Raw genomic sequence first — 23,082 nt, 5'->3', positions numbered from 1 at the left:
AATAGTACAACCCTATACCCATCATTTCCTTCAGCTATATCGCCTTCAAAAAGATCAAGCTCCTTACCAGTAAAAGTTTGGGTAACCGGGCTTTCAGATCCTATATGAATCTGTTTTTGTTTGCCGAAAGGGTAATACTCAAAAACAGGCTCTATTATTTCACCTCTACTATCTACCATCGTAATTGTTGACCCAAGATGATTTTTTATGAAATACTGGTCATCTGAATTAAGGTCAAACACATTATAATGTACCCTCCTTGAAACTACATCTCCGACAGTTATGTTTTCAATAATTTCTACTTCATCATCTCTGTATCGAAATTCCAAATCATTTCCAAAATACCAGGTAACGGTTGTCTGTTCTTTTTTTCACGATTTCCATCTGCATCATATAAAAAACGTGTGATGTTCGCCGGGTCTTCAATCATTTTGTGTTTTCATCATATAAGTAATTATCTGTCGAGCTTCTATCCCTGCCTCCGGCTGCTATAAGGCCCTGAATGCTTTTTAACCTATGTGTACCTGGTTGGTATATGTAGTTCCTGTAGGTGCATCACTGCCCCTGCGTTACTCTCTTTTCGGCGCAACTATACTAACTGGCTGTTTGGTACAGAGGTAAGAAATGTAGAAAGGGGAAAGCCGGGTGATTTTCCTTTTTTAAAATAACACCACTCGCTCCCCTGCCTTCCTTCTGCATCCCTTTTCCAAATCAATCGTAATAAATTTCTTGCAGTGGGATACCATACTTTTCACAAAAGCGATTTATAAAAACTCTTGAGGGCATCAACTTGTAATCCTTCACAAAGCCAAAAAACTCTTTTGTTACAAACAGATCCTTTGCAGCATCAACCGGATCGATTCGATTGTGGTGCATAGTTTTTATCATACGATCACACAGGGCTTCATCGGTCAAACCGGTTCTGAGCCACCCAGTATCGAATGCATCACAGGATTTAATCAGTAACCCAAGCAGCTCCTCTGTGGGCTGAGCCTCATGCCTGCGAAACAGTGCCAGATCTTCTCTATCAAGTTCGATAAACTCCCTGGCAGCAGCTTCTTCATTGAATTTCCCTGCATGATCAGAAAAACACCCCATCAAAGCGGTAACAAACCGATCACACAATGCAGCGTCAACCTCTCTTCTCTCATCCATGTTTTCTCCTCCCCAATGTTGTAGTTACTGCTCAACAGACACCGAAACGCTGTACTGCGATTCTGCACCCGTTAAAAACCGTTCAAATTGCTCCATACTCAATTTGCCAAACACAGGATACCGGGAACGTATCTGTTTACCAAAATCGAGATGATACCGTTGCAAAGAGGCAAAATCAAGAGGGAACTCACTCTCTTCAACCCCAATGAAAAACCCTCGTTTAGAGGTTTTTTTAAAGAGTCGCTTCCACATCGGCCCCGCGACAAGCCCCGGTGGTGTAACGCCAAAGGATAAAAGACTTACCCCAATCTCCTTAAATGGTCCGTGCGATTGTATATAGTCCTGAACTTTGTTAAAGGATGCGATGGTTGGAAATACCAACCAAAAGGGAATCGAGCCCGTACGCACAGTCCAGAAAGGCTCCTGAAGAACAAAGGACTGTACTATAAGCCTGCCGGTATCGATTTGCCGTGATCGATACCAGTCTCTGTACAGGTCTGCTGCAAGAGGGCTTAGATCTTCTGGTTCTTCATAACTAACCCGAATCAACCTAAACCCATGTTTTGTGCAAAACTGCCTTATATCATCCAGAAGCTCTGTATTTAAGCCCCACTCCGCTTCGGCTGCGTTCAGATCTGGTTTTGGTGGATTCCATTTTGTTGCTGCATTCCCGTAATGCTTTCTAAATTCGGCAGTATTGGGATTGTTGTGAAAAAAATCGTCGGGTGTAAGACTCCCATGTCCACCGAACTGAAAGTAATGGTTTGTATCGATCGATGTAACCGGCCACTTAAGGGTGCAGTCATTTACCAATATCGCTCCCCCCGGCTTTAAAACCTTTAGCAGATATTGTTTGTATACTTTGCCAAGCTTTATACGTTTAGCTCTGAAATAGGCGATCGAATGACTCATCAGAAAGTCGTGTGTGGGGTCGATAATAAGGTGAAGAGCAAGCTCCGGGTTTGCCTTTAAAAGAGTAGTGCCCCAGGTTTTGGAAAACTCAAACTCACCCATAACATCGTGAGGATCTTTTTTAACCCTTCGTACCGGAATAAGCATGTTTTGTGGTAAAAAAGGAATTCCAAGAAGTGCACAGATATTCATCATTGCGCCATTGGATGCACCAATAGAAACCGCAGGGAAAAAGCGTTCCGGATATTGTTTGACAAAATATTCTGCTGAGCGGGTTGCGATATCTTCCTTAAGCATCCTGCGGGGCAACGCTTCACTGATTGGTGCTGCAGAATAGAGTTTTTCCCGCAATGAAGGCGATAGCTTGTTTAAAAAAAGCATCAGCCGGGCAGCAGGTCTTGAAACCAGTGATGGCTGTAACCCCAGCGCCGGAAACTCTTTATTGAAAAGATACGCCCCCAGCGCCCTTACCGGAACAGAGGATGAGTCGAATCCAGCAATATAGCGATTACCCATTTTTACACTTCTCTATGGTTTGGGTGATATCTATGCCTGAATCAAAAAAAAATGCAAACGATGTTCCAGAATGGAAGCTTACGTCTAAAGACACGAAGTGGACTTAAAAGGATTTAGGAAGCTTACGCGGAAAGTGCATGAATGGAAAAAAGCAGGAAAATGCACCGGGAAATGGTCCCGGCGCAGTAAAAATTTATCGCTCAAATATGGCCACACCAATCTTCTCTGTAAGATTGATCTTTTCACCGTCGATTTGAACAGCTCTCATAGTAGCAAGGTAGGTTCCGGCACCAACTGTACGGTTTCTTCTGTTTTTGCCATCCCAGAAAAAAGCATAGGATAGCTCCCCGCGTGCTCTCTCAAGAGAGAGGCTGGCCACAATATTCCCTACAGCATCATAAATTAAAACGTCTCCGTAGGTATTGTCTTCGTTAACCTCAAGGGGCATCCGTGTGTTTAACACGCCCAAAATACCACGGTCTCTACCACGTATAATATTGCTGTAATAGTCGAGTGTAGCAGAAGGTAATTCATTAATATTGGATCGACTAGGATCAAAAGGGTTATTAGGGCCAGCAACAAACTGTGTTTCTCCCTGGATAATAACTGTAACCGTGTCCCCAACTACCCCTTCTTTGTTAACCGATACTTCAGTCATAAAATCATCGTAAAGTCCGGATCGTGCAATGGTGGCACGATTATCCACGTTGTCAAATATATAGGCAGCATTCGTATTTGAGCTTTCCCATACCGGAAATCTTGCTTTCCTAATATAGTTACCGAACTGATCCCGAATAATAGCATATAAATATACATCCCCCTGTACAGGCATATATACCGTATCCAGCTGAGTGGGGTTATGCATGTCGGTTACTTCAGGAGTATCCTGAATATTAAGAATTATATAGGGATCAGATCCCGGACCACCCGGACCACCAGGATCACCAGGATCACCCGGACCATCAGGATTTCCAGGATCACCCGGACCAGGAGGATCATTTGGATCTCCGGGACCAGGGTTTGTCGGGTCTAAAGGATCGATATGAACGGTAAGCCTTACTGAGGAAGGTGCGTATTCAGGCAAAGAGGGATCATCAATGGTTGCCTCAACGATTACCGACTGATGCGCTCTGGTTGTAGTAAAAACGTTGTGCTCTCCTGCATTGGTCGCTAAAAAGGTCTCCCAGCTTGAAGAACCCACTATATCCCAGGTCACAAACCGATCCAGTTCAGGAACCCAACTGGTGGAATCAAATACTCTGGAGTACAAATGTAATGGCTGTCCGGCCTGAATTCTTACTTCCGGGCCAAAAGCGGTATTGCCGTCCTGATCAGGTGTTCCAGGTTGTGGGTACAGTTGCACTGTTGTTGGAGAGTGTAAAAACGGGCAATAAACATTAGCACTGGCTTCCTGTAATCCCTGCTGTTGCACCGCTATAGAGGTGTAGACTTCATCAATCCTGCTTCTGCTTACCACAGCACTTCCCGGTGAACCCGGGTTCACATGAACATACTCATATGCAGAACTCCATACCGGATTAGTAGCCAGTCCCACAAAATTACCCCCGATATCCCTTTGGACCGCATACACCGTTTTTGTAGCGTTCATATCATCGAGTGTAATAAGGTCTATAGGGTTGGGTTCAAAGGGTGAAACCTGTGGATCCGGTGATTCTTCTATTACCAGTTGGTACGGTTCACCCGGAACAACATGAACCAGTATTGTATCGGCCAAAAAAACGTCTTCATGGATATCAAAATAGTGTGTCCATACACGATAGGTGGTAGGAGCCTGAACCGGTGTTAATTCTGCCCTGAAATCGGAGATTTGATTAAAAGTTGAAGGCGGGTTATCGGTGTATAGATCTTCGAATCCCCATTCTATATTACCCCGATAATTGAGTACTACCCCCGTATCGGACAGGAGCGCAGAATTGAGTATGGCAGTCTCCCCTACAGCGATGGTATCCCCGGGAGTTACATCGAGGGTAAGGTCATTGGGCGGGGCAAAGATGATGTTGGTGCTTACCTGAATAGTAGAGCCATGTGTGTGTCGCTCAGCATAAAACATATCAAAAGTGTAGATCTCACCATACTCCAGGCCATGACTTTCAGCGATACTATCCATGTATATAGTACCAGCGGCGGGCCAGTGCACTCCACCAAGATCTATAGCCAGTTTACCGTTTATAAACACCCATACATCATCATCCCCCAAAAAGTGAAACTCTAACCCTTCTCTCATCTGAAATTTCCAGTTAAGCTCCATGGTAAATGAATAGTTATGCCTGCTGGAGTCCTGAAACCACGCGTTCCAGCCCTCACCATAACGCGTGTCATCAAATCGAAAACCTCTGCCGTCCAAAGGAAAAAAGTATTGATTATCATACATATACTCTCCTTCAGTGCCGCGCATATACAGAAACGGCAGAGAGTCTCTTATAACCACATTCTTAAAAGCGGTATCGTGATCTACTTCTTTTATCCCAAGAAATTCAGGATTAGCATTAAACTCTATGTCAGGAACTAATTCCCTGTAACCAACACTGGTACTGTAATCAGGGATAGTAAAATCACCCTTAGCTGAATCTTCCCAGGGTCTGTACCAGTATTTAATGTAGTGATTAAGGTAAGGTTCGGGGCCCAGTTGAGGTTTTCCGTCTTCATCGAGTAGAGAATCGACCATACCGGTTCGCACGCCACCGGTGTGAGGCATCTCAAATTCTGGATTGGATCTGTTTGAGTGAAAATCATAGAAAGTAACCGGAACCCATATTGTGTCATCATACACTCGCTGCTGAGCAAATGAGGCACTTAAAAGGCCGCAAAACATAATCAAAAGAAAACACCAGTTACGACTGTTTTTCATATATCTGAGTCCTTGTGGATAAAAAACCTGGTATATTTTGGTGTTATATAATATATAAAAGTTCAAAAATATCCAATCTATATACCATAATATAGGAATATAGTCAATAATTTTCAAAACTTTTTTTAGTAGGTATGATAAAACTTTAACATTTTGTTCACTATGGGGGGCAAAACGCCCTGTTTTACCAGGGCATGGTTTTTCGGTTTTGAAGCTCTTTTCTGAACCTGATCTCTTCCTGCAGAAACCTCTGATAAACCTTTTCAAGATTCTTTTCATCGATAATGGTAAGCATGTGAGGGTACTGCTCCTGCTCAGAATCGAGGTGATTTTGAATAATTGTATCCATCACCCGCATTCCCGCTCCCCAGTTTTGGGCCTGTTTAGATCGCTCCGAAAGCTCTGATGAACTCTTCCAGATCAGTGCGTGTTGCTCTAAATAGTAATTTATCTGCCAGCGATCTGATGGGTCGCTTACAAGGTGTGGAAACAATATCTTCTCTTCAGCACTCAAATGGGGCAAGAGAACATCTTTCAGTTTTGCGAATTCCAGTTCCCGTTTTTCCCAATCATCTGCTGATGGAAGTGCCTCTAATTTTGCTAACTGCATTCTGATTCTTGAATGCTGTTCGTTTAAATCATTTAATAATCTCTCCATTAGCCCCTCCTGCCTTTAAAAAGTACCTATTATTACAAAATCAAAAAGGGGACCAGTGTAGCCCGACAGTTTAAGGTACATCAATTGCTTGTTTTGAGATCAAAACGGTTCAGTCTATAGGGCATATTGTGAAAGGAAGGCGAAATGAAAAATCTTTTGGTAATATATCCAGACTACAAAGGTGCTACCTACGGGACCGGCATCCTTTTTAAAGAAGGTGTGGCCGATCGAAACGAAGCCAATATCGTTTTATCCAAAGAAGTGCTTACCGCTACAAACCATACCGGTAATTTTAAAGAGATCTCAGGTGGAGTGATACAAAAAGGAGAAGGCGGCTCCTTCCCCCCCGTCCCTCCCACTAAATCAGAACAACTACCCTGGCTGGATCATTTTCTGGCTGATAGCTCCCTTTTTACTACAACCGATTCAGGCCCGGTTGCCATAGCCGGCGAAAACATAGAAGAGCAGGTTAAATACGCTCTTGCCGAAGGGGTAAATTCTCTTTCAGAAATTCTCACAAAAACAGGGCTAAACGCGGAAGATTCAAAGAATTGTTCCCAAAAAATTCGTTCAGGAGGAATTCTTCTGTGGATAAAAATCGATGATGAATTTGCTGAGCCGGCGCAGAACCTTTCAAAAAAAGCTAGCGCAGATCCCATTTTCATTGCCTGAAAAAGTGGTTTCAGTACTTTTGCCATTTTGAACATATTTGTTGTGCCCGTTTGATTAACAAACACTAAAAAGGAGTCAGCCAATGGGTTTTAATCCTTTCAAAGAAAAAGGAATCCCAATCGAAAAGCAGACAAAACCATGGGTGGAGCTTAACGTAAAACCCTACGACAGCTCAACTGTCGATCCTTATACGCGCCTCAGAGGTATATTAATGAACGGGATAGAAGCCGAAGCAGTTCAGTTCTATCACAACTTTCACCGCCACATAGATATCCCTGAACTCAGAGCACAGCTTGCCACCCTGCGCAGAATCGAACAGCAGGAGCAAAAAATGGTAAACTGGATGATACCCGCCGAAGAATCGACCCTGCAGGTCACTATCGGCTACGAACAACTTGCAGTAGATCTCACCGCAGCCTTAGCACAGGCAGAACAGGACCCGTACGTAAAAGCGGCTTTGGATTTTGCCCTGCTTGAAGATTTTGACCACCTCTACAGATATGCTAACCTGCTTGCCATGACCGATGAAAAAAAAGCTGAGTCGATAGTTAAACAATTCACAGAAATAATCCCCGGCCGTCCTACGGTAATAGAGCACTGTCATCCTGTGGATACGGTAAGAAATTTTACCGACCGATCGAAAACAAGTGCTCAGACAAAACTTCACATCGAAACTATTATTGCGGCTGAACAGCAGACCATGAATTTTTATATGAACATAGGAAACAGACTGGCAGACCAAAATGGCCGTGGACTCTATCAGGAGATTGCCCAGATCGAGGAGCAGCATGTAACTCACTACGGCTCACTTACCGATCCGCGTGCTTCCTGGTTTGAAATGGCCGTGCTGCACGAGTACAATGAATGCTACATGTACTACTCATGTATGCAGTCTGAAACAGACGACAAGGCAAAAGGTGTGTGGCAGATGTGCCTGGAAAATGAATTAACGCACCTTCAAACTGCTGCTGAAATTATGAAAAAGTATGAAAACAAAGATCCCGAAGAGATGTTTCCGGACTCAATGCCTGAACCAATTGTTCTTAAACCAGCAAAAGAATACGTACGCTCTATACTCTCTTCTCAGCTTCACTATACCGGTGATAAAACCAAAATGGTACCCCTGAATATGTCCGAGAGCCAGGACAGGTATCAAACTTTTCTTACAACCTCCAACGATGATTTTGCACCTTCTCAGAAAGTAGTTCAGGACTGTATCAACTCACAGGGTGAAGACTACAGGGTAGAAACTGAAGGTCCGCATCCTGCAGACATCCTGCTGTCCAGAAGAGATATTCCAGACCAGAAAAGTTTACTCGAGTTTTGCAAGAACCGTTAAATTGTAACCCGGAAGAACTCATAGCTTTGATGGGGCTTCCGGGTATTTATACTCTACTTTTTGGAAGCAGGATATCTAAGTAGAGGATAAGAGAGGGCCTGTATGAAGGAGAAAAAACTTTCAGATACTGTTGTTGTGATAACCGGAGCATCAAGTGGGATCGGTCGTGCTATTGCGCTTACACTCGCCCAAAAGGGTGCTTCTCTTGGATTACTTTCAAGAGATCTTCAACAGCTCGAAAAAGTAAAAAGTAAATGTCTTTATACAGGGGCTCAGGGAGTACTCATAGAAGAAATTGATGTTGCAGACGGAGAAGCGGTTAAGAGTTTTGCTAAAAAAACCGCCCAACACTTTAAAAAGATCGATGTGTGGATCAACAATGCCGGGGTTACCCTATTGGGAAGACTTGAGGAAACCCCTGCAAATCAATACCGCAAAGTGATCGAGACCAACTTTTTTGGTTATTACCATGGAGCCAGAGCTGCAGTGCCACTGTTTAGGGAACAGGGGTTTGGTAATCTTATAAATATATCCTCCCAACTGGGAAAATTTGGCGCCCCCTACCTCAGTGCCTACAGTGCCAGTAAGTTTGCAATAAACGGTTTTAGTGAGTCCATAAGAATGGAACTCAGAGATGTTCCTGCTATTCATGTATGCACTGTAATAGCAGCTACAATCGATACTCCCTTTTTTCAGCATGCTGCAAACTATGCTGGCCGTGAAATTAAAGCCCAGGGACCGGTCTATGGTCATGACCTGGTGGTAAACTCAGTGTTGAAGCTTATTGAAAAACCACAAAAAGAGCTCTACGCCGGCACTATAGCCAGGCTTCTTATTACTGTTAAAAAACTCTCTCCATCTTTAGTTGAGCGCCTGATGACAATGCAGGTTAAAAGGAACCATTTTACCCAAAACAGTGCCCCCCAGGGACAGGGAAACCTTTTTAAACCCGCACCTCCCTACGGAAGCATTGAAGGCGGGTGGATTTCCGGCAAAAAAGCAGACAACAAAAAACTTCTCATAGGCTTAGTCACATTTTTTTTGGGAGCCCTGCTGACCTCATATCTCTTCAGAAACAATCACCCTTTAAAGATGCTCTGGAAAGCTTTTCGGTAACATACTTGCACTGTTTGGAGATATCGATAATAAATAAGGGTAAATGATAAATTGATCAAAACAATCAAAATAAGTGACTCATAAAGTCCGAAATTATATTTTACTGCTTTGATTTTTCCACTTTTTACAAAAATGATGTTTCTCTGCTATGTCCCAAATAAGTCTTCATTCAGTTTCTCTTGCCTTTGGTGGCCCAAAACTTTTGGACGAAGTATCAGTTGATATCCACAAGGGGCAACGTATATCCCTGCTTGGCCGAAACGGGGCCGGTAAATCCACGCTTCTGAAAGTAATAGCAGATGAGGTTAGTGCTGATGCAGGTGAAGTGATTACAGCACCGGGTCTAAAGATTGCCTCTCTGCCCCAGGATGTACCCTCAACAGTTGAGGGTACAATATATGAAATCGTTGCCACCGGCGCGGGAAAAGCGGGTGAAGAACTTGCCAGGCTTAATAAAGCGATTCATAATAATGAATCACCCCAACTTATAGAAAAACTGCAACTTACTATCGAAGAAGCCCAGGGATGGCATAAAAGCACTTTAATAGACAGAGCAATCACTCAGTTTGAGCTTGATGGGGATACCCCTTACAGTTCGCTTTCCGGGGGAATGCGTCGCAAAGTATTTCTTGCCCGGGCTCTGGCCGGAGAACCAGATGTGCTTCTTCTTGATGAACCGACAAACCACCTCGATCTCGACTCTATAAGGCGCCTTGAGGATTACATACTAAATACCCATATCACCCTTCTCTTTGTTACTCACGACAGGCGTTTTTTAAAGCGTCTTGCAACCCGTATTATTGAACTTGATAGAGGGAAGCTCTATGACTGGTCATGTGATTACGATACTTTTCTTGATAGAAAGCAAGCACTGCTTGAAGCTGAGGAAAAAGAGTGGGAGCTTTTTGATAAAAAACTGGCCAAAGAAGAGGTCTGGATTCGCAGAGGTATTAAAGCGCGCCGCACCCGCAATGAGGGCAGGGTAAGGGCTCTGAAACGAATGAGAGAGGAGCGTAAAAAGAGGCGACAGAAAAGTGGCACAGTATCGATGCAAATCAGTGAATCACAGCGCTCGGGCTACAAAGTTATTGAAGCAGAAAACATCTCCTTTTCCTATAACGATACACCGGTAGTGAAAGATTTTTCTACTACTGTAACCCGGGGAGACAGAATAGGGATCATTGGTCCAAACGGATGTGGTAAAACGACGCTCCTTAAACTGCTTCTTGGCCAGTTAGAACCTCAGGGAGGACAATTAGCAGTTGGTACATCAGTGAACCCCACCTACTTTGATCAGCTTAGAAACATTCTTGATCCTGACAAAACAGTTTGGGAGAATGTTGCACCGGGTGGTGGAGATACTGTTTTTGTTAATGGTAAAGCTAAGCACATTATCTCCTATCTAAGTGATTTTCTCTTCACCCCTCAGCGGGCTAAATCTCCGGTTCATCAACTTTCTGGGGGTGAAAAGAACAGACTCATGCTTGCCCGGCTATTCACAGAGCCATCCAATCTTCTTATTTTTGATGAACCGACAAATGATCTCGATGCAGAAACACTTGAATTGCTTGAAGAATTACTTCTTGAGTTCAGCGGAACCATTTTAATGGTTAGTCATGACAGAGAATTTCTCAATAATGTAGTGAGTTCAATCATTGCCTATGAGGGAAATGGGCAATTTAGTGAATACATTGGTGGCTTTGATGACTGGGAAAGTCAGGCCAAAGCAAAAGAGCTACAGCAAAAAAGTGCTAAGCCCCCCAAAGAGAAGAAAGGGAAGAGTATAAAAGCCGCAAAGAAATCTTCAGGCCTTTCTTATAAGGAAAAAAGATTACTTGAGGCTCTTCCAATGCAAATCGAAGAGATGGAGAGCGAATACGAGAAGCTCTGTTTAGCAATGTCTAACCCCGAAAATTGTGCAAAACCGGGATTTATCGCAGAATCCAAGAAAAGTTTAGATAAATTGCAGGAAACCATAAGCTCCTCCTATAAGACATGGGAAGAACTCGAGAGACGCCTGGAAGGTAGTAATACATAATCTAATCTATGCTGCATTCCCCTGTGGCCACTATTAAATAGATAAAAGGATTTTATCACCCAATACATCGCTTATACCGCTCTTTTTTCATGATCTTTCAGTTTTTTCCAAAAATTCTGGGTATATTATTATAAATAATTTTAACCTGTTCTTCAGGTTATAGAATACTCATACAAATGAAGCTGCCTCTAAAGGAGCTTCAAGGAGCAGGAGAGGAATCGTGAAAAGAGTCGGGCTTTTTTTATCTTTTATTATTACAATAACTTCAACAAATCTCTATTCTCGGAATTTAATCATCAATGAGCTAATGGCTTCCAACTCTGAAACTATTGCAGATGAGGATGGTGACTATGAAGACTGGATTGAGATCACTAACACCGGTAATTCAACTGTTAATTTACAGGGCTACGGACTATCTGATTCAGAAGGTAATCCTCTTAAATGGACCTTTCCCAATGTTTCTATAGAACCAAACCAGTATCTTTTAATCTGGGCTTCCGGAAAGGACCGTTCCACTTCTCAAGCGATTCATACGAATTTTAAAATAAGTGCTTCTGGGGAAAAGGTTACTCTTTCACTGCCTTCAGGAGAAATCATTGATCGTTTTCCCGGATACCCCGTCCCTACCGACTTTTCCATGGGAAGAAGAGCACACGGCTCCGATTGGTACTATTTTATCGATCCAACTCCGGGGCACTATAACAGCACCGAGCCTTACACTACGATTCTTGAACCACCGGAATTTGCTGTAGCTCCGGGTTTCTACAACAGCACGGTCTATCTTCCAAGACCTGATTACGATGAGAATGTAGAGATTCGCTATACTCTGGACGGCTCAGAGCCAACCGAAAACTCAGCCCTTTTGGAAAGCAGTATTGAGATCAGAGACAGAAGTCATGAACCAAACGATATAGCTAATATTCAGACTACTTATATCCAAAGGTTTGGCCCCCCCTGGGTAGAACCGGAGCGTGTCGATAAAGGGACAGTTGTGCGGATGGCGGCTTTTTCGGAAGGATCCATTCCCAGTGAAACTGTTACGGGTACCTTTTTTGTCTTTCCTCAGGGGGAGAGTATGTATTCACTTCCTGTAACTTCAGTTACAACCGAAAGGGAAAATTTTTTCAGTGATTCATCGGGGATTTATGTACCTGGAGATCACTATACACCTGGTGATGATGCATCTGGCAACTTTTCCCAAAGAGGTGTGCAGTGGGAACGTGCCGGGCATATTGAGTATTTCGATCAAAATAAAGTTCTGCGCGTTTCCCAGGGTGTGGGTTTCAGAATACATGGTGGCTGGACACGACGTTTTCCTCAGAAATCCTTAAGAATATATGCAAGAAACAGATATGGCGGTAACAACAGTATCGATTATAAATTTTTCCCAAATAAAGAATCTGAAAGTTTTAGAAGATTACTACTAAGAAACAGCGGAAATGATTTTGAGAGAACCATGTTTAGAGACGGCGTGACACAACTGATGGTAAAACACCTTGATTTTGATACTCAGGGATTTTCTCCCTCTGTAGTTTTTATCAACGGCGAATACTGGGGAATAAAAAATTTCAGGGAACGTTATGATAAACATTACCTTGAACGGGTGTATGGTGCTGATCCGGATAACATAGACTATCTCTCTTTAAAAAGGTATGAGGGGAATTTTTTTGTTGAGGTTGATGAGGGCGATGATCGTTATTACCAGGAAATGATCAATTTTGTAGTTAATAACGATATGTCAGATGATGAAAACTATAGTACATTGCAGACATACATGGATGTTAACAATTTTTTGGATTACTATTCGGTTCAGATATACTTACAAAATGATGATTGGCCGCACAACAATAATGATTTCTGGAGAGTTCGCAAACCCTACGATCCCAATGCACCAAAAGGTCTTGACGGAAGGTTCAGGTGGCTTTTATATGATATCGATAGATCGCATGGCTTGTTTTCGCGAAATCCGGATATGATATCTTTTGTTATAGATCAGAATTACGAATTGCTCGACGGCCTTCTTCAAAACCAAAGTTTCAGAACTGATTTTATAAATCGTCATGCTGACCTCCTCAACTCAGCATTCATTCCTGAGCGCGCTCTAAGCATTCTTGATAGTGTTTATCAGATGATTGATCCGGAAATAGATCGACATATCAGACGATGGAATGTTCCCGAAGATAAACAGGAATGGATAGAATACGTAAATGAAATCAGAGCTTCAATTCATTCGCGTCCCTCTCAGCTTCAACAGCATATTATTAGCCATTTTGGTCTCAATGGCACCACGCAGGTTCAGCTCAATAACGATATAAATTATGGCTACATAAAACTAAACTCTCTTATTATAGACGAAGAGTTGCCAGGTGTTTCTCAGCAGGTCTATCCCTGGAGCGGAACCTATTTTAATGGCAATCCGATAAGGCTTCAAACTGTACCCAAAAGTGGTTACCAGCTAAAAAAATGGATCATTAACGGAGTCGAATATGAGGAGAATGTCCTGGAGATTGACCCGGCTAACGGTCTTGAAATAGAAACCGTTTACGAACCAGCTTCAAGCGCACAAACGAAAAACAGAACAACTATTCAGACCCAAATAAAAGGCAATTTTCCTAATCCTTTCACAACATCTACTTCAATTCAATTTAGTATTAGTCAAAGTGAAGATGTAAAAGTGAAAATCATTGATTTAAAGGGTAGAAATATTGCTACGCTTTTACAACAAAATCTAAACCCCGGCCCACATAGTGTCACTTGGGATGCTAAAGGGGTAACTTCCGGGGTATACTTTTGTATACTTCAGGCAGGTAAAAGACAATTAAGAAAGCCATTGTATCTGGTACGATGAGAACCAGGGATACTGCTTTAAAGGCAGTATCCCTTCCTGTTTATTTACGATACACTCCCCTGTTCAGAGCGTCTCTTAAAGCGGAGATCAGTTTCCCGGACCTTATAGTCGCCACGGTCAAACCATCGGACTCTTTAGTTATAATATTTGCCGGATAATGGAGTGCTTCAAGAGTTTTTGAAAGATTTTCTCCCCTAAGATAGTCAGCAAGCTGCCTATACTGCTCACGAACCACTACACTCTCTTCACTTTCATCATCAAGATAATCGACACCTTTGTATTTCAGGTATCTGAATCTGATATCACTTAAAGTATCAGATTTCAGTTCAAACTCCACATTGATCTCCATCACTCCCCTGTCGAAAAATGCCCCCCTGTAGGTTCCATCCATAAAGGTAACAGCGTGTTCATCAACACTCCCACACCCAAAAACCATAAAAAAAAGAAGAGCTGCACTTATCCATTTTGCCATGAATGCCTCCCGAAGATACCTCTTTGTATTCGCCATCGCCTGTAGCAGTACCACCCAAGTGGTAATGATTATCACTTCAAAATAACTTGAGCATGTTCACCCAACAAGTGAATATTCATCAAAAAATCCTGCTCTTAGTCAGCAGTGCTGATTAAAGCAGCCTTTATGTCTAAAAATTAGCGATATTTAAGGGGACGATATGAAATGCTGACTATATTGGATTTCTGAAGTACGACTCTTCTACGGTGATCTCTTTGGGTGAGGAGGTACTCTCTGCCCGACTCCCACACTCCTACGCAAGTGTCGGATCTCAAGTAGCCATATTTTTCCTGCCACTCGACGATTATGTAATTTGAATCCACCATAACAGGCCTCCACTGAGGTTCATTTACATTGGTGGTTGCCTGAAATGTCTGACTACTTAAAACAGAAGCCAATAGCAGTACAGAGATTATAATTTTCATAGTGATCGTTGGGGGACATCATTTCCATTTCAGTTCTGTTTTCAAATCAAGCGCAATAATATAGTTTCTGGCGAAAGCAGATGCGTGCCTCACAGGATTAAATTTTATACTTATCACCAAATCTAGCAGAACCTATTTTAGTCTCAAACCACACAGAAAAAGGAGATTAATTTATGATTTATGATAAACTGGCTCAGCGGGGCAGAGATTTTTTAGGGGTAAAATACCCCATAATTGCAGGGGCGATGACCTGGATAAGTGATTTCAATCTGGCCAAAGCAGTAAGTGAGAATGGTGCGTTTGCGGTGCTTGCGGCGGGTAATATGCCTCCGGAACTCTTTGAACAGGAAGTAGATAGATGTGTTGCAGGGCTAAAGAAACCTTTTGCGGTTAACCTTATTACCATCGCTCCCAACTACAGAGCCCATTATGAAATTTTGCAATCCAAGAATGTTCCGTTTGTGGTTTTTGCCGGTAGTTTTCCGCGGAAAGCAGACATTCAGGGTATGAAAGCCGCAGGTAAGCGCACAATGTCCTTTGCTTCAGAGGAAAGTATAGCCAGACAACAGATTCAGTTTGGAGTAGATGCGCTGGTGCTTGAGGGCAGTGAAGCTGGCGGACATATTGGCCATGTCTCTTTGATGATCCTTCTTCAGCAAGTGCTTTTTGAATTCAAAGAGGTGCCGATTTTTGTGGGCGGCGGGATAGCCACCGGTCGAATGATGGCTCACATGCTCACTATGGGTGCTGCCGGATGCCAGTTTGGAACCCGGTTTGTCATGACAGAGGAGTGTACTGCACACGATAAATTCAAAGAAGTTTTCAAAAGAGCCAAGGCAAGATACGCCATTTCCACCCCACAGTACGATTCAAAACTCCCCGTTGTAGCCGTTCGATCAATAAAAAACGCCGGTACCGATGATTTCGGGAAATTACAGTTGCAATTACTAAAACGGTTGGAAAAAGGTGAAATTACACGGGAAACAGCACAATATGAAGTAGAAAACTTCTGGATGGGTGCACTGAGACGTGCTGTTGTAGATGGTGATGTGGAAGGGGGCTCACTTATGGCAGGGCAAAGCGTGGGGCTTATGAAAGACATTCTGCCCATGAGAAAAGTAATAGAAAATCTTGTTTCTGAAGCAGAAATAGAGCTCCAGAATATGAAAACAATGTTATGTTGCTAAGCTGTAAACATACACCAGTTTAAGAGGCGAATGTTAAGCTTTCGCCTCTTAAACTCTTGACCTAAAAAGGCACATACCCAAGAGTAATCGATATCCATCTTTTAGTGCCCCGTTCCAAATTGATGAAACTAAATGCAAAACCCAAATCCAGTATTTTGTATGATACCCCTCCGGTAAAGGTCATCCCCCAATAAACATCAAAGTCGTGATGTTTTTCACCACTAAACATCCCCGTGAATTGATCGCTAAACTTTGTTATATTCATCATTAAATTCACCCCTGTTCCAATCTGTAGATAGGGGTTAATTTCTGTTGGTGTTGGATAGATGCCACGAGCTGCCCCATACAGGCTAATACTATTATCCGAAGCCCGATCTACCCTGTAATCATCTTCATCAACAGTCCATCGATTAAAGGAGGGGGCCAACCCAATCCCCAGGTATTCAATAGGCCTGAAAAGGAAATTCGCACCCAGGGTAAATCCAGGATCGTAATAATCATTACCGGTTACAATCGATAAGCCTCCATAGTAGGAGGATACGGTGCGTTTAAAGTAGTCTGGCCCTGCAATCTGAGAAGCTGCTGGAAGACAAATCAAAAGAAGAAACACACCGGATAACATAATTTTCACAATTACCTCGCCTGAGATATAAGTTAATACATCAAATTTAAAAACTTTGAATATACCAAATTGTCTTCTAACCCACAATTTAAAAGTTATGCTTTGTTTTACTAAATATATATGTATGTCAATGGACTATCATTCAAAAATGGGGTCAGATCCGGGGTTATGGAAGGTAAAACCAACGGGTAATCAGCTTCTGTCACAATCTTAGCTACAAATGATTCATCCCCCTGGCTAAATGAGCAGAGGGATGAATTAATCTATTTACAGTTCGCGTAAAATTTCGGAAATAGTTCTCTTTTCATACCTCCCTGAGACATCATATCCCCATTGGGTTCTAAGCGATAACCATAGCGGGGTTCCTTTTTCGGTGATAACAGTTTCAGCTTCACATTCTTCATAATTCTGTTTCACAAAGTCCGGACAGCTCATCCTATTATTGAATATAGGCACTCCCACAGCTCTCACTGTTACTTTAGCTTCTGCAGGAATCAGCTCAAAGTAGTATTTGGAAGAATACTGTAAAGATGCAGTTGTTTCATACACTTCAGTGTAACTATCATCGTAAACATCGCTTGCGCCATCCTCATCACTCCAGAAAAACAACATAACCCCGTTTGCAGGTGCATTTTCCAATCTTATACTTCTGTCTCCAAGCAGTTCCATACCTTTGGCTTGGGCAATGGATACCAAACGGCTTTTTACCTGATCAACTGAAACTCCCTCAATGACTTTTGTATATGGTTGCTGATCGGTATGGTCAAGAGAGCTGTACGTGAAAGGAACTAACTCCGTACTGGGTCCACATCCAACCATGATGATAAAGCCTATAAATGCGACAGGTAGCAGGTGTCTTAGTTTCATCGTATCCATCCTTTTTTATGTGTGTTGATACCTATTTATTCAGTTACCTTTTTTATCACCTCTGTTCATTATAACAATCATATTCTTCGATAAACAACAGTGCCAGAACTAACAAATGGCTCCGGATTTTAATTATCCATGTACAATTTCGCAAAAACCAGCAAATTAAATACTGTTTGGTTATGGTATATGATTGTGTTTTAGACACTTAAGCATTTCAGATACGTATACCCTTTTTTGGGGGGGTATTTAAAACCATGTAGGTTAAAATAATCAACCTGTTGTTGGGAAATCAACAATTTCAGGTGCATAAAGAGAAACGTTAAAGGTGAAAAGTGCAAAACCACCTATTTTTGAGGAACAAGAGCTTTAAGATCCAATCCTTTTAGATAAACATCACTAAGATTTAAATAAACTGAATCAGAAACGGTCCCCAGGTTTGTAAACTCCACTCTGTTTACTCTGTCCGCAACCTGTCCCCAGGTGTACCCTTCATGATATGCAGGCGCATAATGAGGCATAGTAAGGGAGTCGACATCGATCTCCCAGTGTTTCCATTCTGGTGTTAAGGATATTTCTTTATAAAACTGTGGCCAGGGCCCATTTGCTTCTTCTATTGCCCTGGTCTGAATACTTACATGTATAACTCCTGAACCTTTTGCCCTGAACGACAAACTGTTAAGATCTGAAAAGTTAAAGTAGGTATTTGAACTTTTGCCTACCTGAAAACCGATACCAGCATAGCTTGTAATCTGAGAAGATCTGATTAGTTCGGCATGCAAAACGCTCTTATTGCTGTCAGTAACGATTTCTACATTTGTATAGGAATCCCGCGAACTGAACGGATACCATAGTCCACCGGTAAGATTCCAGAAGTCGGCAGGTCCAAAACCACTAGTAAAACGATCGACTCTGATTTTTGAAGTATCAGCCGCTATTTCAGCAATATCAGTACTGAGTCCGGGATAAAACTGATACACTCCGCACAGTGCCGCACTGTTTTCAAAAAGAGCAACCAAAGAGAAGGCGCCTGATGGAATTCCGGGAATAGAAAACTCCCCGTCTTCACCCACTGATGCTATAAAAGCTGTTCCTGCCAATGCTAATCCATGTGCAGTTGTCTCAGCCGAAAATCTACCCGACAGTTGTGCATATCTGCTCAAACGAAAGGTGTCTACGTGGTTTTCATACCCCTGGTTTCTAAATGAATGCAGCAGCCCCTCCTGTTCCCAATCGATCTGAATGTTGGTTTTCCTAGTATACTGTGTATTAAACCCGAACAAACCCGAACTGTCAGTAACGGTGGAATCAAGTACAACAGATAATCCCATTATATTTCGCTCAAGCCAGTTTTGTTCATCGATTAGTCTAACCACTGCCCCGCTTACCGGCTTGCCCTCGGCACAATAGACAATTCCATTGGTTGTTTCGGATCCATTGCCGGGTCCACCTGTAATGTTCTGAGTACAGCTTACAACTATAACAAAAACTATAGCTGCCAAAAACTTCTTCAGCATTTACCTACCTCTGTGTCAGATAAGGGGAATACCTGAAGATTAACCTGATAAACGACTTCCCCTGTATGCTCTGAGCATAGCTGCAATACTGATTGACGAAACTTTCTTGCCAGTTCCTTTATCGTTTCAAGATCCTTCACCCTGGCAGAGACCGTCATTGTCGATATGTCCCGAACCTCTTTTGAAAACCGATCTATTGCTTCACCTGCAAGTTTAATGGTTTCTTCCTGATATGCACTGATCATCGCCGATTTCCAGGAATCACCGGTAGTAATAATATTCTCAGTCAAACTATACTTTCCATCACTATCTTTCTCAATGAATCCAAGTTCCAGAAGCAGTTTTATAGATTCCTCTGCCTGTTCTTGAGTGATAGGAGGTGCTAGCTTTTTAGCAAGTTCTTCATAATTTCCGGCAAAGGGATAGAAACCAATCAAAGAGCGAATAGCAGAGTGGTACCACTTTTTATAGAAATCATACTGCCTTACTGCAACAATCTGAGCATCAACACCACGTATCTCCATCAGTTTTTCAAAATAGATCTTATTCTCTTCGGGGGAACTTGATCGTGCAAACCTAACGAGGCATTCAAAATACTCACTCTCTGAGTTTGTAAACTTGCAAAGTTTTGAAACTGCTGAGGCTGCTTTTACAGAAAGATGCATTTTTCCCTGAAGAACTTTAACCAAAAACCCCGGATCAAGCCCTAAGCGTCGCCCCATATACCGGTAGGAGAAAAAGGTTGTTTCTCTTTTTTTCTCTTCATAGTAGTTTCTCAGGTAAGCCTGATAATCCATATAATCAAAAACAGGTCTCATTTTACTCTACATAGCTCTCTTTTCGTTCAGTATACCCCTGATTTTTCATTCTATTTATGTCTAAAACGTATCCTATAATAATAATGATTTTTAAAGCAAAAAGGGTAAAAAGTTTTAGGAAACGTTGTTTTTTTTATCAACACTTTTTCAGAAAAGCAAACCTTACTCTGATAATATCAGTCAGTTATAGTGTAAAACACGTTCGGTTACCCCGTAGTTTTTATGTAAGAACATATGAACAATAGCGGTAAAGATACAGTCTCAGAGGCCAAAAATTAGGAGCTTGCAATTAGGTCCTCCTGAAGAGATGAAACCATAGGAGTGCCACGCTTTGAGTAGGTATATTCCTGCCTTTTATACGCAACCATCTCAAAAAGAATATACAGTAGTAATATCAATGTCTATAGACACCACGTTCGTGTATTCCCAACTCATTATGTTTATATATTTTTTAACTTTTATCATAAGATATTGAGAGTTTCTTTAATTAGACATCTATTTCTAAACTATTGTGACGTGTTTTCTTTTGATACTTAGACATTATATATGGTTTTTTATTGACACAATCAGTAGCAATCAGGTAATTTGTATACAAGCACAAAGTATAGTAGTGCTACTTTGTTCTATCAATGTAATATACTACCCTATTTTTACACTAATGTAAGCAGCTTGTTGCCGTGTTCAGTTTTTTTTACTTCATTAATTATTGCACAAAACGATTCAGAAGGAGTCAGGTCCATGACTATCACCGAAAAACCCTGGTTTAGAAAAACTCTTCTTACCCTTGCAGGGCGACCGTGTTTAAAGGAATTCTTAAAAGCCAGTAAAGAGTGTAAGTCGGCACAGGACAGAATACTATCAAAAATCATTACCACATCACAGGGCACAGCTTTTGGAAAAGATCATAAGTTTTCCTCTATAAAAAACATTAGCGATTACAGAGAAGCTGTACCTGTTAATAATTTTGAAGATCATAGGCCATACGTCGAGCGTATGTGCAAAGGTGAAAGTGATATACTATTCCCTGGGAAAGCAATATTTTACAATACCACCAGCGGCACAACCGCAAAACCAAAGGTGATTCCCGTTTCAAAGGATTATTTTGAAAACGCTTATTCTGGTCTGAGTAAGCTATGGCTTTACAGCTGTCTTTTAGATAATCCAACTATCTATAACGGCAAGAGTCTCTCGGTAGTGTCTTCAGATATTGAAGGGTATGTAGAGGATGGTACCCCCTACGGATCAATATCCGGAATGGTATATAAAAACATCCCCAATGTGCTAAAAAGCACCTACTCTGCTCCCTACCCGGTGATCTGTATAAAAGACTATCTGAAAAAATACTATGCTTTAGTGCGCTTTGCGCTGGCACACAACATTACAATTATTATCGCAGCAAGTCCCTCAAGTGTAATCCGGCTTCATCAAACCATTATGGATGAGTATGAAGACCTTATCAAAGATATTTATGACGGAACGTTACGATGCGATGTTGCAGAGCAGATTGATCCGTCCGTAAGAACGGAGGTGCTAAAAACCCTTACACCAGATCCCAAAAGGGGAAAAAAACTGGAAAAACTGATGGAACAACATGGAGATCAGTTACGCCCTAAACATTTTTGGCCAAATCTTGCACTGGTTAACACCTGGAAACAGGGTAACTTTGCACATTTTATTCCCAGGCTTGATGGTTTTTTTCCTGATTCTACTGTTATTCGGGCCTTTGGGTATCAGGCAAGTGAAGGCAGGGCCGGGCTTGTAATGCACAACTCGTGGGATTATTCAGTGATAGCAGGACATATTTATCATTTTGAATTCATTGAACTGGAGCAGAGAAATCAGAAAAACCCTGATGTACTTCAGGCCCACGAAGTAGAAGTGGGAAAGCGATACTATATTCTCTTTAGTAATGGTAGTGGTTTATATCGCTATGATATTAATGATATAGTAGAAATAGTAGGTTTTTATAACCAATTCCCTATTTTCAAGTTTATTCAAAAAGGTGAAGGGGTAACAAGTTTAACCGGCGAAAAGCTCTCTGAAGAGCAGGTCATTAAGGCTGTGGTTGAGACGTCAAAAGAACTGTTAGCTAAAGTTTCTTTTTACACCATGTTCTGTGATGAAAAGAATTTCTGCTACAAGTTTTTCGTGGAATTTAAAGATACCATTGACTCCACCACTAAACCCTCTTTTATTACAGCTTTGGATGATAAACTACGACAATTTAATCCTGAATATAAAGACAAACGCGGCACGTTACGCCTACTCCCTCCTTCACTCTATGAACTGAAAGAAAACTCTTATGAAAGGTTTAAAGAAACGCTCATACGGTATGGTATGGCCCGGGAGGGACAGTATAAAGATGTCTACCTTACCAAGAACCAGAAAGTGCTGCAGTTTTTGGAAAAACTGCAGAAATAAACATTACTATGGTAATTGCTGTATGTTTGAACAATGAAAAAAGAAAGTAAATTACTTTCTTTTTCCTGCTTCCGAACTCAGGGCTAATTGCTATACTCTCATGAGCAAAATAAAATATGAAATAATGCCGACAGCCCCCCTTATTTCAATTCACTTTACCTCTACCCTACGCTGTACATGACCAGTTTGCTGTTTGATATAGAAGCCACTTGGTCGTTTCTCCGCAGCTACAGTACCCCTGAGATCAACACTCCTTTTAGTATGGTGTCCGGTATTTAAACCAGATCCCGCCGGATGAATTGGCTGATTTCTCTTTACCGAAACATTTTCCTGTTCAAACACCACCTCTTTTTCGTGCAGTTGTCTTTCATCACTGCTGATAAAGTAAAAAACAATAGCTTTAGCATCATACTCTTCGCCATCAGGATCGTACTTATAGTATGTTATTGTATAGTCCTCATCACTAAGCCTGTAATTAACAACGACTTTTTCGTCCACAAGGGCTACATCGGTAATTTCTGCTATCCGGTTCCCTTCAAAAGCAACCGCAATCGATGTGTCAAAGTAGGCAGAATCATTATACCACCTCTC

At 41.8% G+C, this 23,082-nt stretch carries 19 protein-coding genes; 7 read left to right on the top strand and 12 right to left on the bottom strand.

Features of this window, described 5'->3' with window-relative positions; genetic code table 11:
- From QA601_17495 to QA601_17475, 5 genes are all read right to left on the bottom strand, one after another.
- Positions 1 to 329: hypothetical protein (locus tag QA601_17495; protein MDG5816896.1), on the bottom strand; the 329-nt coding region annotated here is incomplete at its 3' end.
- Between the two features lie 382 nt (positions 330 to 711).
- Positions 712 to 1,155, bottom strand: coding sequence for a hypothetical protein (locus tag QA601_17490; protein MDG5816895.1), 444 nt, complete (start codon positions 1,153 to 1,155; stop codon positions 712 to 714).
- Positions 1,156 to 1,179: 24 nt separating this feature from the next.
- Complete coding sequence (locus QA601_17485) at positions 1,180 to 2,583, bottom strand: hypothetical protein (GenBank protein ID MDG5816894.1); 1,404 nt, start codon at positions 2,581 to 2,583, stop codon at positions 1,180 to 1,182.
- 193 nt (positions 2,584 to 2,776) lie between these two features.
- A complete protein-coding gene (locus QA601_17480; GenBank protein ID MDG5816893.1) occupies positions 2,777 to 5,452 on the bottom strand; it encodes a fibro-slime domain-containing protein in 2,676 nt (891 codons plus the stop codon).
- A 184-nt stretch (positions 5,453 to 5,636) separates the two neighbouring features.
- Entirely contained in the window at positions 5,637 to 6,110 is a 474-nt protein-coding gene (locus QA601_17475) for a hemerythrin domain-containing protein (GenBank protein ID MDG5816892.1), read from the bottom strand.
- 144 nt (positions 6,111 to 6,254) lie between these two features.
- Between QA601_17475 and QA601_17470 the strand changes: the two genes are divergently transcribed.
- From QA601_17470 to QA601_17450, 5 genes are all read left to right on the top strand, one after another.
- Positions 6,255 to 6,782, top strand: coding sequence for a hypothetical protein (locus QA601_17470; protein MDG5816891.1), 528 nt, complete (start codon positions 6,255 to 6,257; stop codon positions 6,780 to 6,782).
- Between the two features lie 82 nt (positions 6,783 to 6,864).
- Complete coding sequence (locus QA601_17465; GenBank protein ID MDG5816890.1) at positions 6,865 to 8,121, top strand: hypothetical protein; 1,257 nt, start codon at positions 6,865 to 6,867, stop codon at positions 8,119 to 8,121.
- A 102-nt stretch (positions 8,122 to 8,223) separates the two neighbouring features.
- Entirely contained in the window at positions 8,224 to 9,237 is a 1,014-nt protein-coding gene (locus QA601_17460) for an SDR family oxidoreductase (protein MDG5816889.1), read from the top strand.
- Between the two features lie 148 nt (positions 9,238 to 9,385).
- Positions 9,386 to 11,275: an ATP-binding cassette domain-containing protein gene (locus QA601_17455; GenBank protein ID MDG5816888.1), complete on the top strand. Its 1,890-nt coding sequence runs from the start codon at positions 9,386 to 9,388 to the stop codon at positions 11,273 to 11,275.
- 220 nt (positions 11,276 to 11,495) lie between these two features.
- Positions 11,496 to 14,123 carry a CotH kinase family protein gene (locus tag QA601_17450; GenBank protein MDG5816887.1) on the top strand — a complete coding sequence of 876 codons (2,628 nt, stop codon included), beginning with the start codon at positions 11,496 to 11,498 and terminating at the stop codon, positions 14,121 to 14,123.
- Positions 14,124 to 14,163: 40 nt separating this feature from the next.
- Here the strand turns inward: QA601_17450 and QA601_17445 are convergent, their stop codons facing one another.
- Together QA601_17445 and QA601_17440 are read right to left on the bottom strand one after the other, a co-directional pair.
- Entirely contained in the window at positions 14,164 to 14,595 is a 432-nt protein-coding gene (locus QA601_17445; GenBank protein ID MDG5816886.1) for a hypothetical protein, read from the bottom strand.
- Positions 14,596 to 14,771: 176 nt separating this feature from the next.
- Positions 14,772 to 15,059, bottom strand: coding sequence for a hypothetical protein (locus QA601_17440; GenBank protein ID MDG5816885.1), 288 nt, complete (start codon positions 15,057 to 15,059; stop codon positions 14,772 to 14,774).
- 173 nt (positions 15,060 to 15,232) lie between these two features.
- Between QA601_17440 and QA601_17435 the strand changes: the two genes are divergently transcribed.
- The gene (locus QA601_17435; protein MDG5816884.1) at positions 15,233 to 16,246 is read left to right on the top strand and encodes a nitronate monooxygenase family protein; all 1,014 of its coding nucleotides are present in this window, start codon (positions 15,233 to 15,235) and stop codon (positions 16,244 to 16,246) included.
- A 61-nt stretch (positions 16,247 to 16,307) separates the two neighbouring features.
- Here QA601_17435 and QA601_17430 read toward each other — a convergent pair whose 3' ends face one another.
- From QA601_17430 to QA601_17415, 4 genes are all read right to left on the bottom strand, one after another.
- Positions 16,308 to 16,877 carry a hypothetical protein gene (locus QA601_17430; GenBank protein ID MDG5816883.1) on the bottom strand — a complete coding sequence of 190 codons (570 nt, stop codon included), beginning with the start codon at positions 16,875 to 16,877 and terminating at the stop codon, positions 16,308 to 16,310.
- A gap of 258 nt (positions 16,878 to 17,135) precedes the next feature.
- Positions 17,136 to 17,735, bottom strand: coding sequence for a hypothetical protein (locus QA601_17425; GenBank protein MDG5816882.1), 600 nt, complete (start codon positions 17,733 to 17,735; stop codon positions 17,136 to 17,138).
- A 347-nt stretch (positions 17,736 to 18,082) separates the two neighbouring features.
- Positions 18,083 to 19,252 (bottom strand): hypothetical protein, encoded by a 1,170-nt coding sequence (locus tag QA601_17420; protein MDG5816881.1) that lies wholly within the window; start codon positions 19,250 to 19,252, stop codon positions 18,083 to 18,085.
- Entirely contained in the window at positions 19,246 to 20,070 is an 825-nt protein-coding gene (locus QA601_17415) for a TIGR02147 family protein (GenBank protein ID MDG5816880.1), read from the bottom strand. The genes QA601_17420 and QA601_17415 overlap by 7 nt, the downstream gene beginning before the upstream one ends.
- Before the next feature lie 738 nt (positions 20,071 to 20,808).
- Between QA601_17415 and QA601_17410 the strand changes: the two genes are divergently transcribed.
- Positions 20,809 to 22,491 (top strand): GH3 auxin-responsive promoter family protein, encoded by a 1,683-nt coding sequence (locus tag QA601_17410; GenBank protein MDG5816879.1) that lies wholly within the window; start codon positions 20,809 to 20,811, stop codon positions 22,489 to 22,491.
- A 150-nt stretch (positions 22,492 to 22,641) separates the two neighbouring features.
- Here QA601_17410 and QA601_17405 read toward each other — a convergent pair.
- Positions 22,642 to 23,082 (bottom strand): hypothetical protein (locus QA601_17405; GenBank protein ID MDG5816878.1); only part of this gene is annotated, 441 nt, incomplete at its 5' end.

It is taken from the genome of Chitinispirillales bacterium ANBcel5, assembly GCA_029688955.1.
GTDB classification, from domain to species: Bacteria; Fibrobacterota; Chitinivibrionia; order Chitinivibrionales; family Chitinispirillaceae; genus Cellulosispirillum; species Cellulosispirillum alkaliphilum.
Note: the sequence above shows the minus strand (reverse complement) of the source record. Positions and strands in the feature narration are given on the sequence as shown.

Excerpts from the sequence above, each read along its gene's own strand:
- QA601_17490 (MDG5816895.1), bottom strand. The coding sequence starts at position 1,155 with ATGGATGAGAGAAGAGAGGTTGACGCTGCATTGTGTGATCGGTTTGTT.
- QA601_17485 (MDG5816894.1), bottom strand. The coding sequence starts at position 2,583 with ATGGGTAATCGCTATATTGCTGGATTCGACTCATCCTCTGTTCCGGTA.
- QA601_17480 (MDG5816893.1), bottom strand. The coding sequence starts at position 5,452 with ATGAAAAACAGTCGTAACTGGTGTTTTCTTTTGATTATGTTTTGCGGC.
- QA601_17475 (MDG5816892.1), bottom strand. The coding sequence starts at position 6,110 with ATGGAGAGATTATTAAATGATTTAAACGAACAGCATTCAAGAATCAGA.
- QA601_17470 (MDG5816891.1), top strand. The coding sequence starts at position 6,255 with ATGAAAAATCTTTTGGTAATATATCCAGACTACAAAGGTGCTACCTAC.
- QA601_17465 (MDG5816890.1), top strand. The coding sequence starts at position 6,865 with ATGGGTTTTAATCCTTTCAAAGAAAAAGGAATCCCAATCGAAAAGCAG.
- QA601_17460 (MDG5816889.1), top strand. The coding sequence starts at position 8,224 with ATGAAGGAGAAAAAACTTTCAGATACTGTTGTTGTGATAACCGGAGCA.
- QA601_17455 (MDG5816888.1), top strand. The coding sequence starts at position 9,386 with ATGTCCCAAATAAGTCTTCATTCAGTTTCTCTTGCCTTTGGTGGCCCA.
- QA601_17445 (MDG5816886.1), bottom strand. The coding sequence starts at position 14,595 with ATGGCAAAATGGATAAGTGCAGCTCTTCTTTTTTTTATGGTTTTTGGG.
- QA601_17440 (MDG5816885.1), bottom strand. The coding sequence starts at position 15,059 with ATGAAAATTATAATCTCTGTACTGCTATTGGCTTCTGTTTTAAGTAGT.
- QA601_17435 (MDG5816884.1), top strand. The coding sequence starts at position 15,233 with ATGATTTATGATAAACTGGCTCAGCGGGGCAGAGATTTTTTAGGGGTA.
- QA601_17425 (MDG5816882.1), bottom strand. The coding sequence starts at position 17,735 with ATGAAACTAAGACACCTGCTACCTGTCGCATTTATAGGCTTTATCATC.
- QA601_17420 (MDG5816881.1), bottom strand. The coding sequence starts at position 19,252 with ATGCTGAAGAAGTTTTTGGCAGCTATAGTTTTTGTTATAGTTGTAAGC.
- QA601_17415 (MDG5816880.1), bottom strand. The coding sequence starts at position 20,070 with ATGAGACCTGTTTTTGATTATATGGATTATCAGGCTTACCTGAGAAAC.
- QA601_17410 (MDG5816879.1), top strand. The coding sequence starts at position 20,809 with ATGACTATCACCGAAAAACCCTGGTTTAGAAAAACTCTTCTTACCCTT.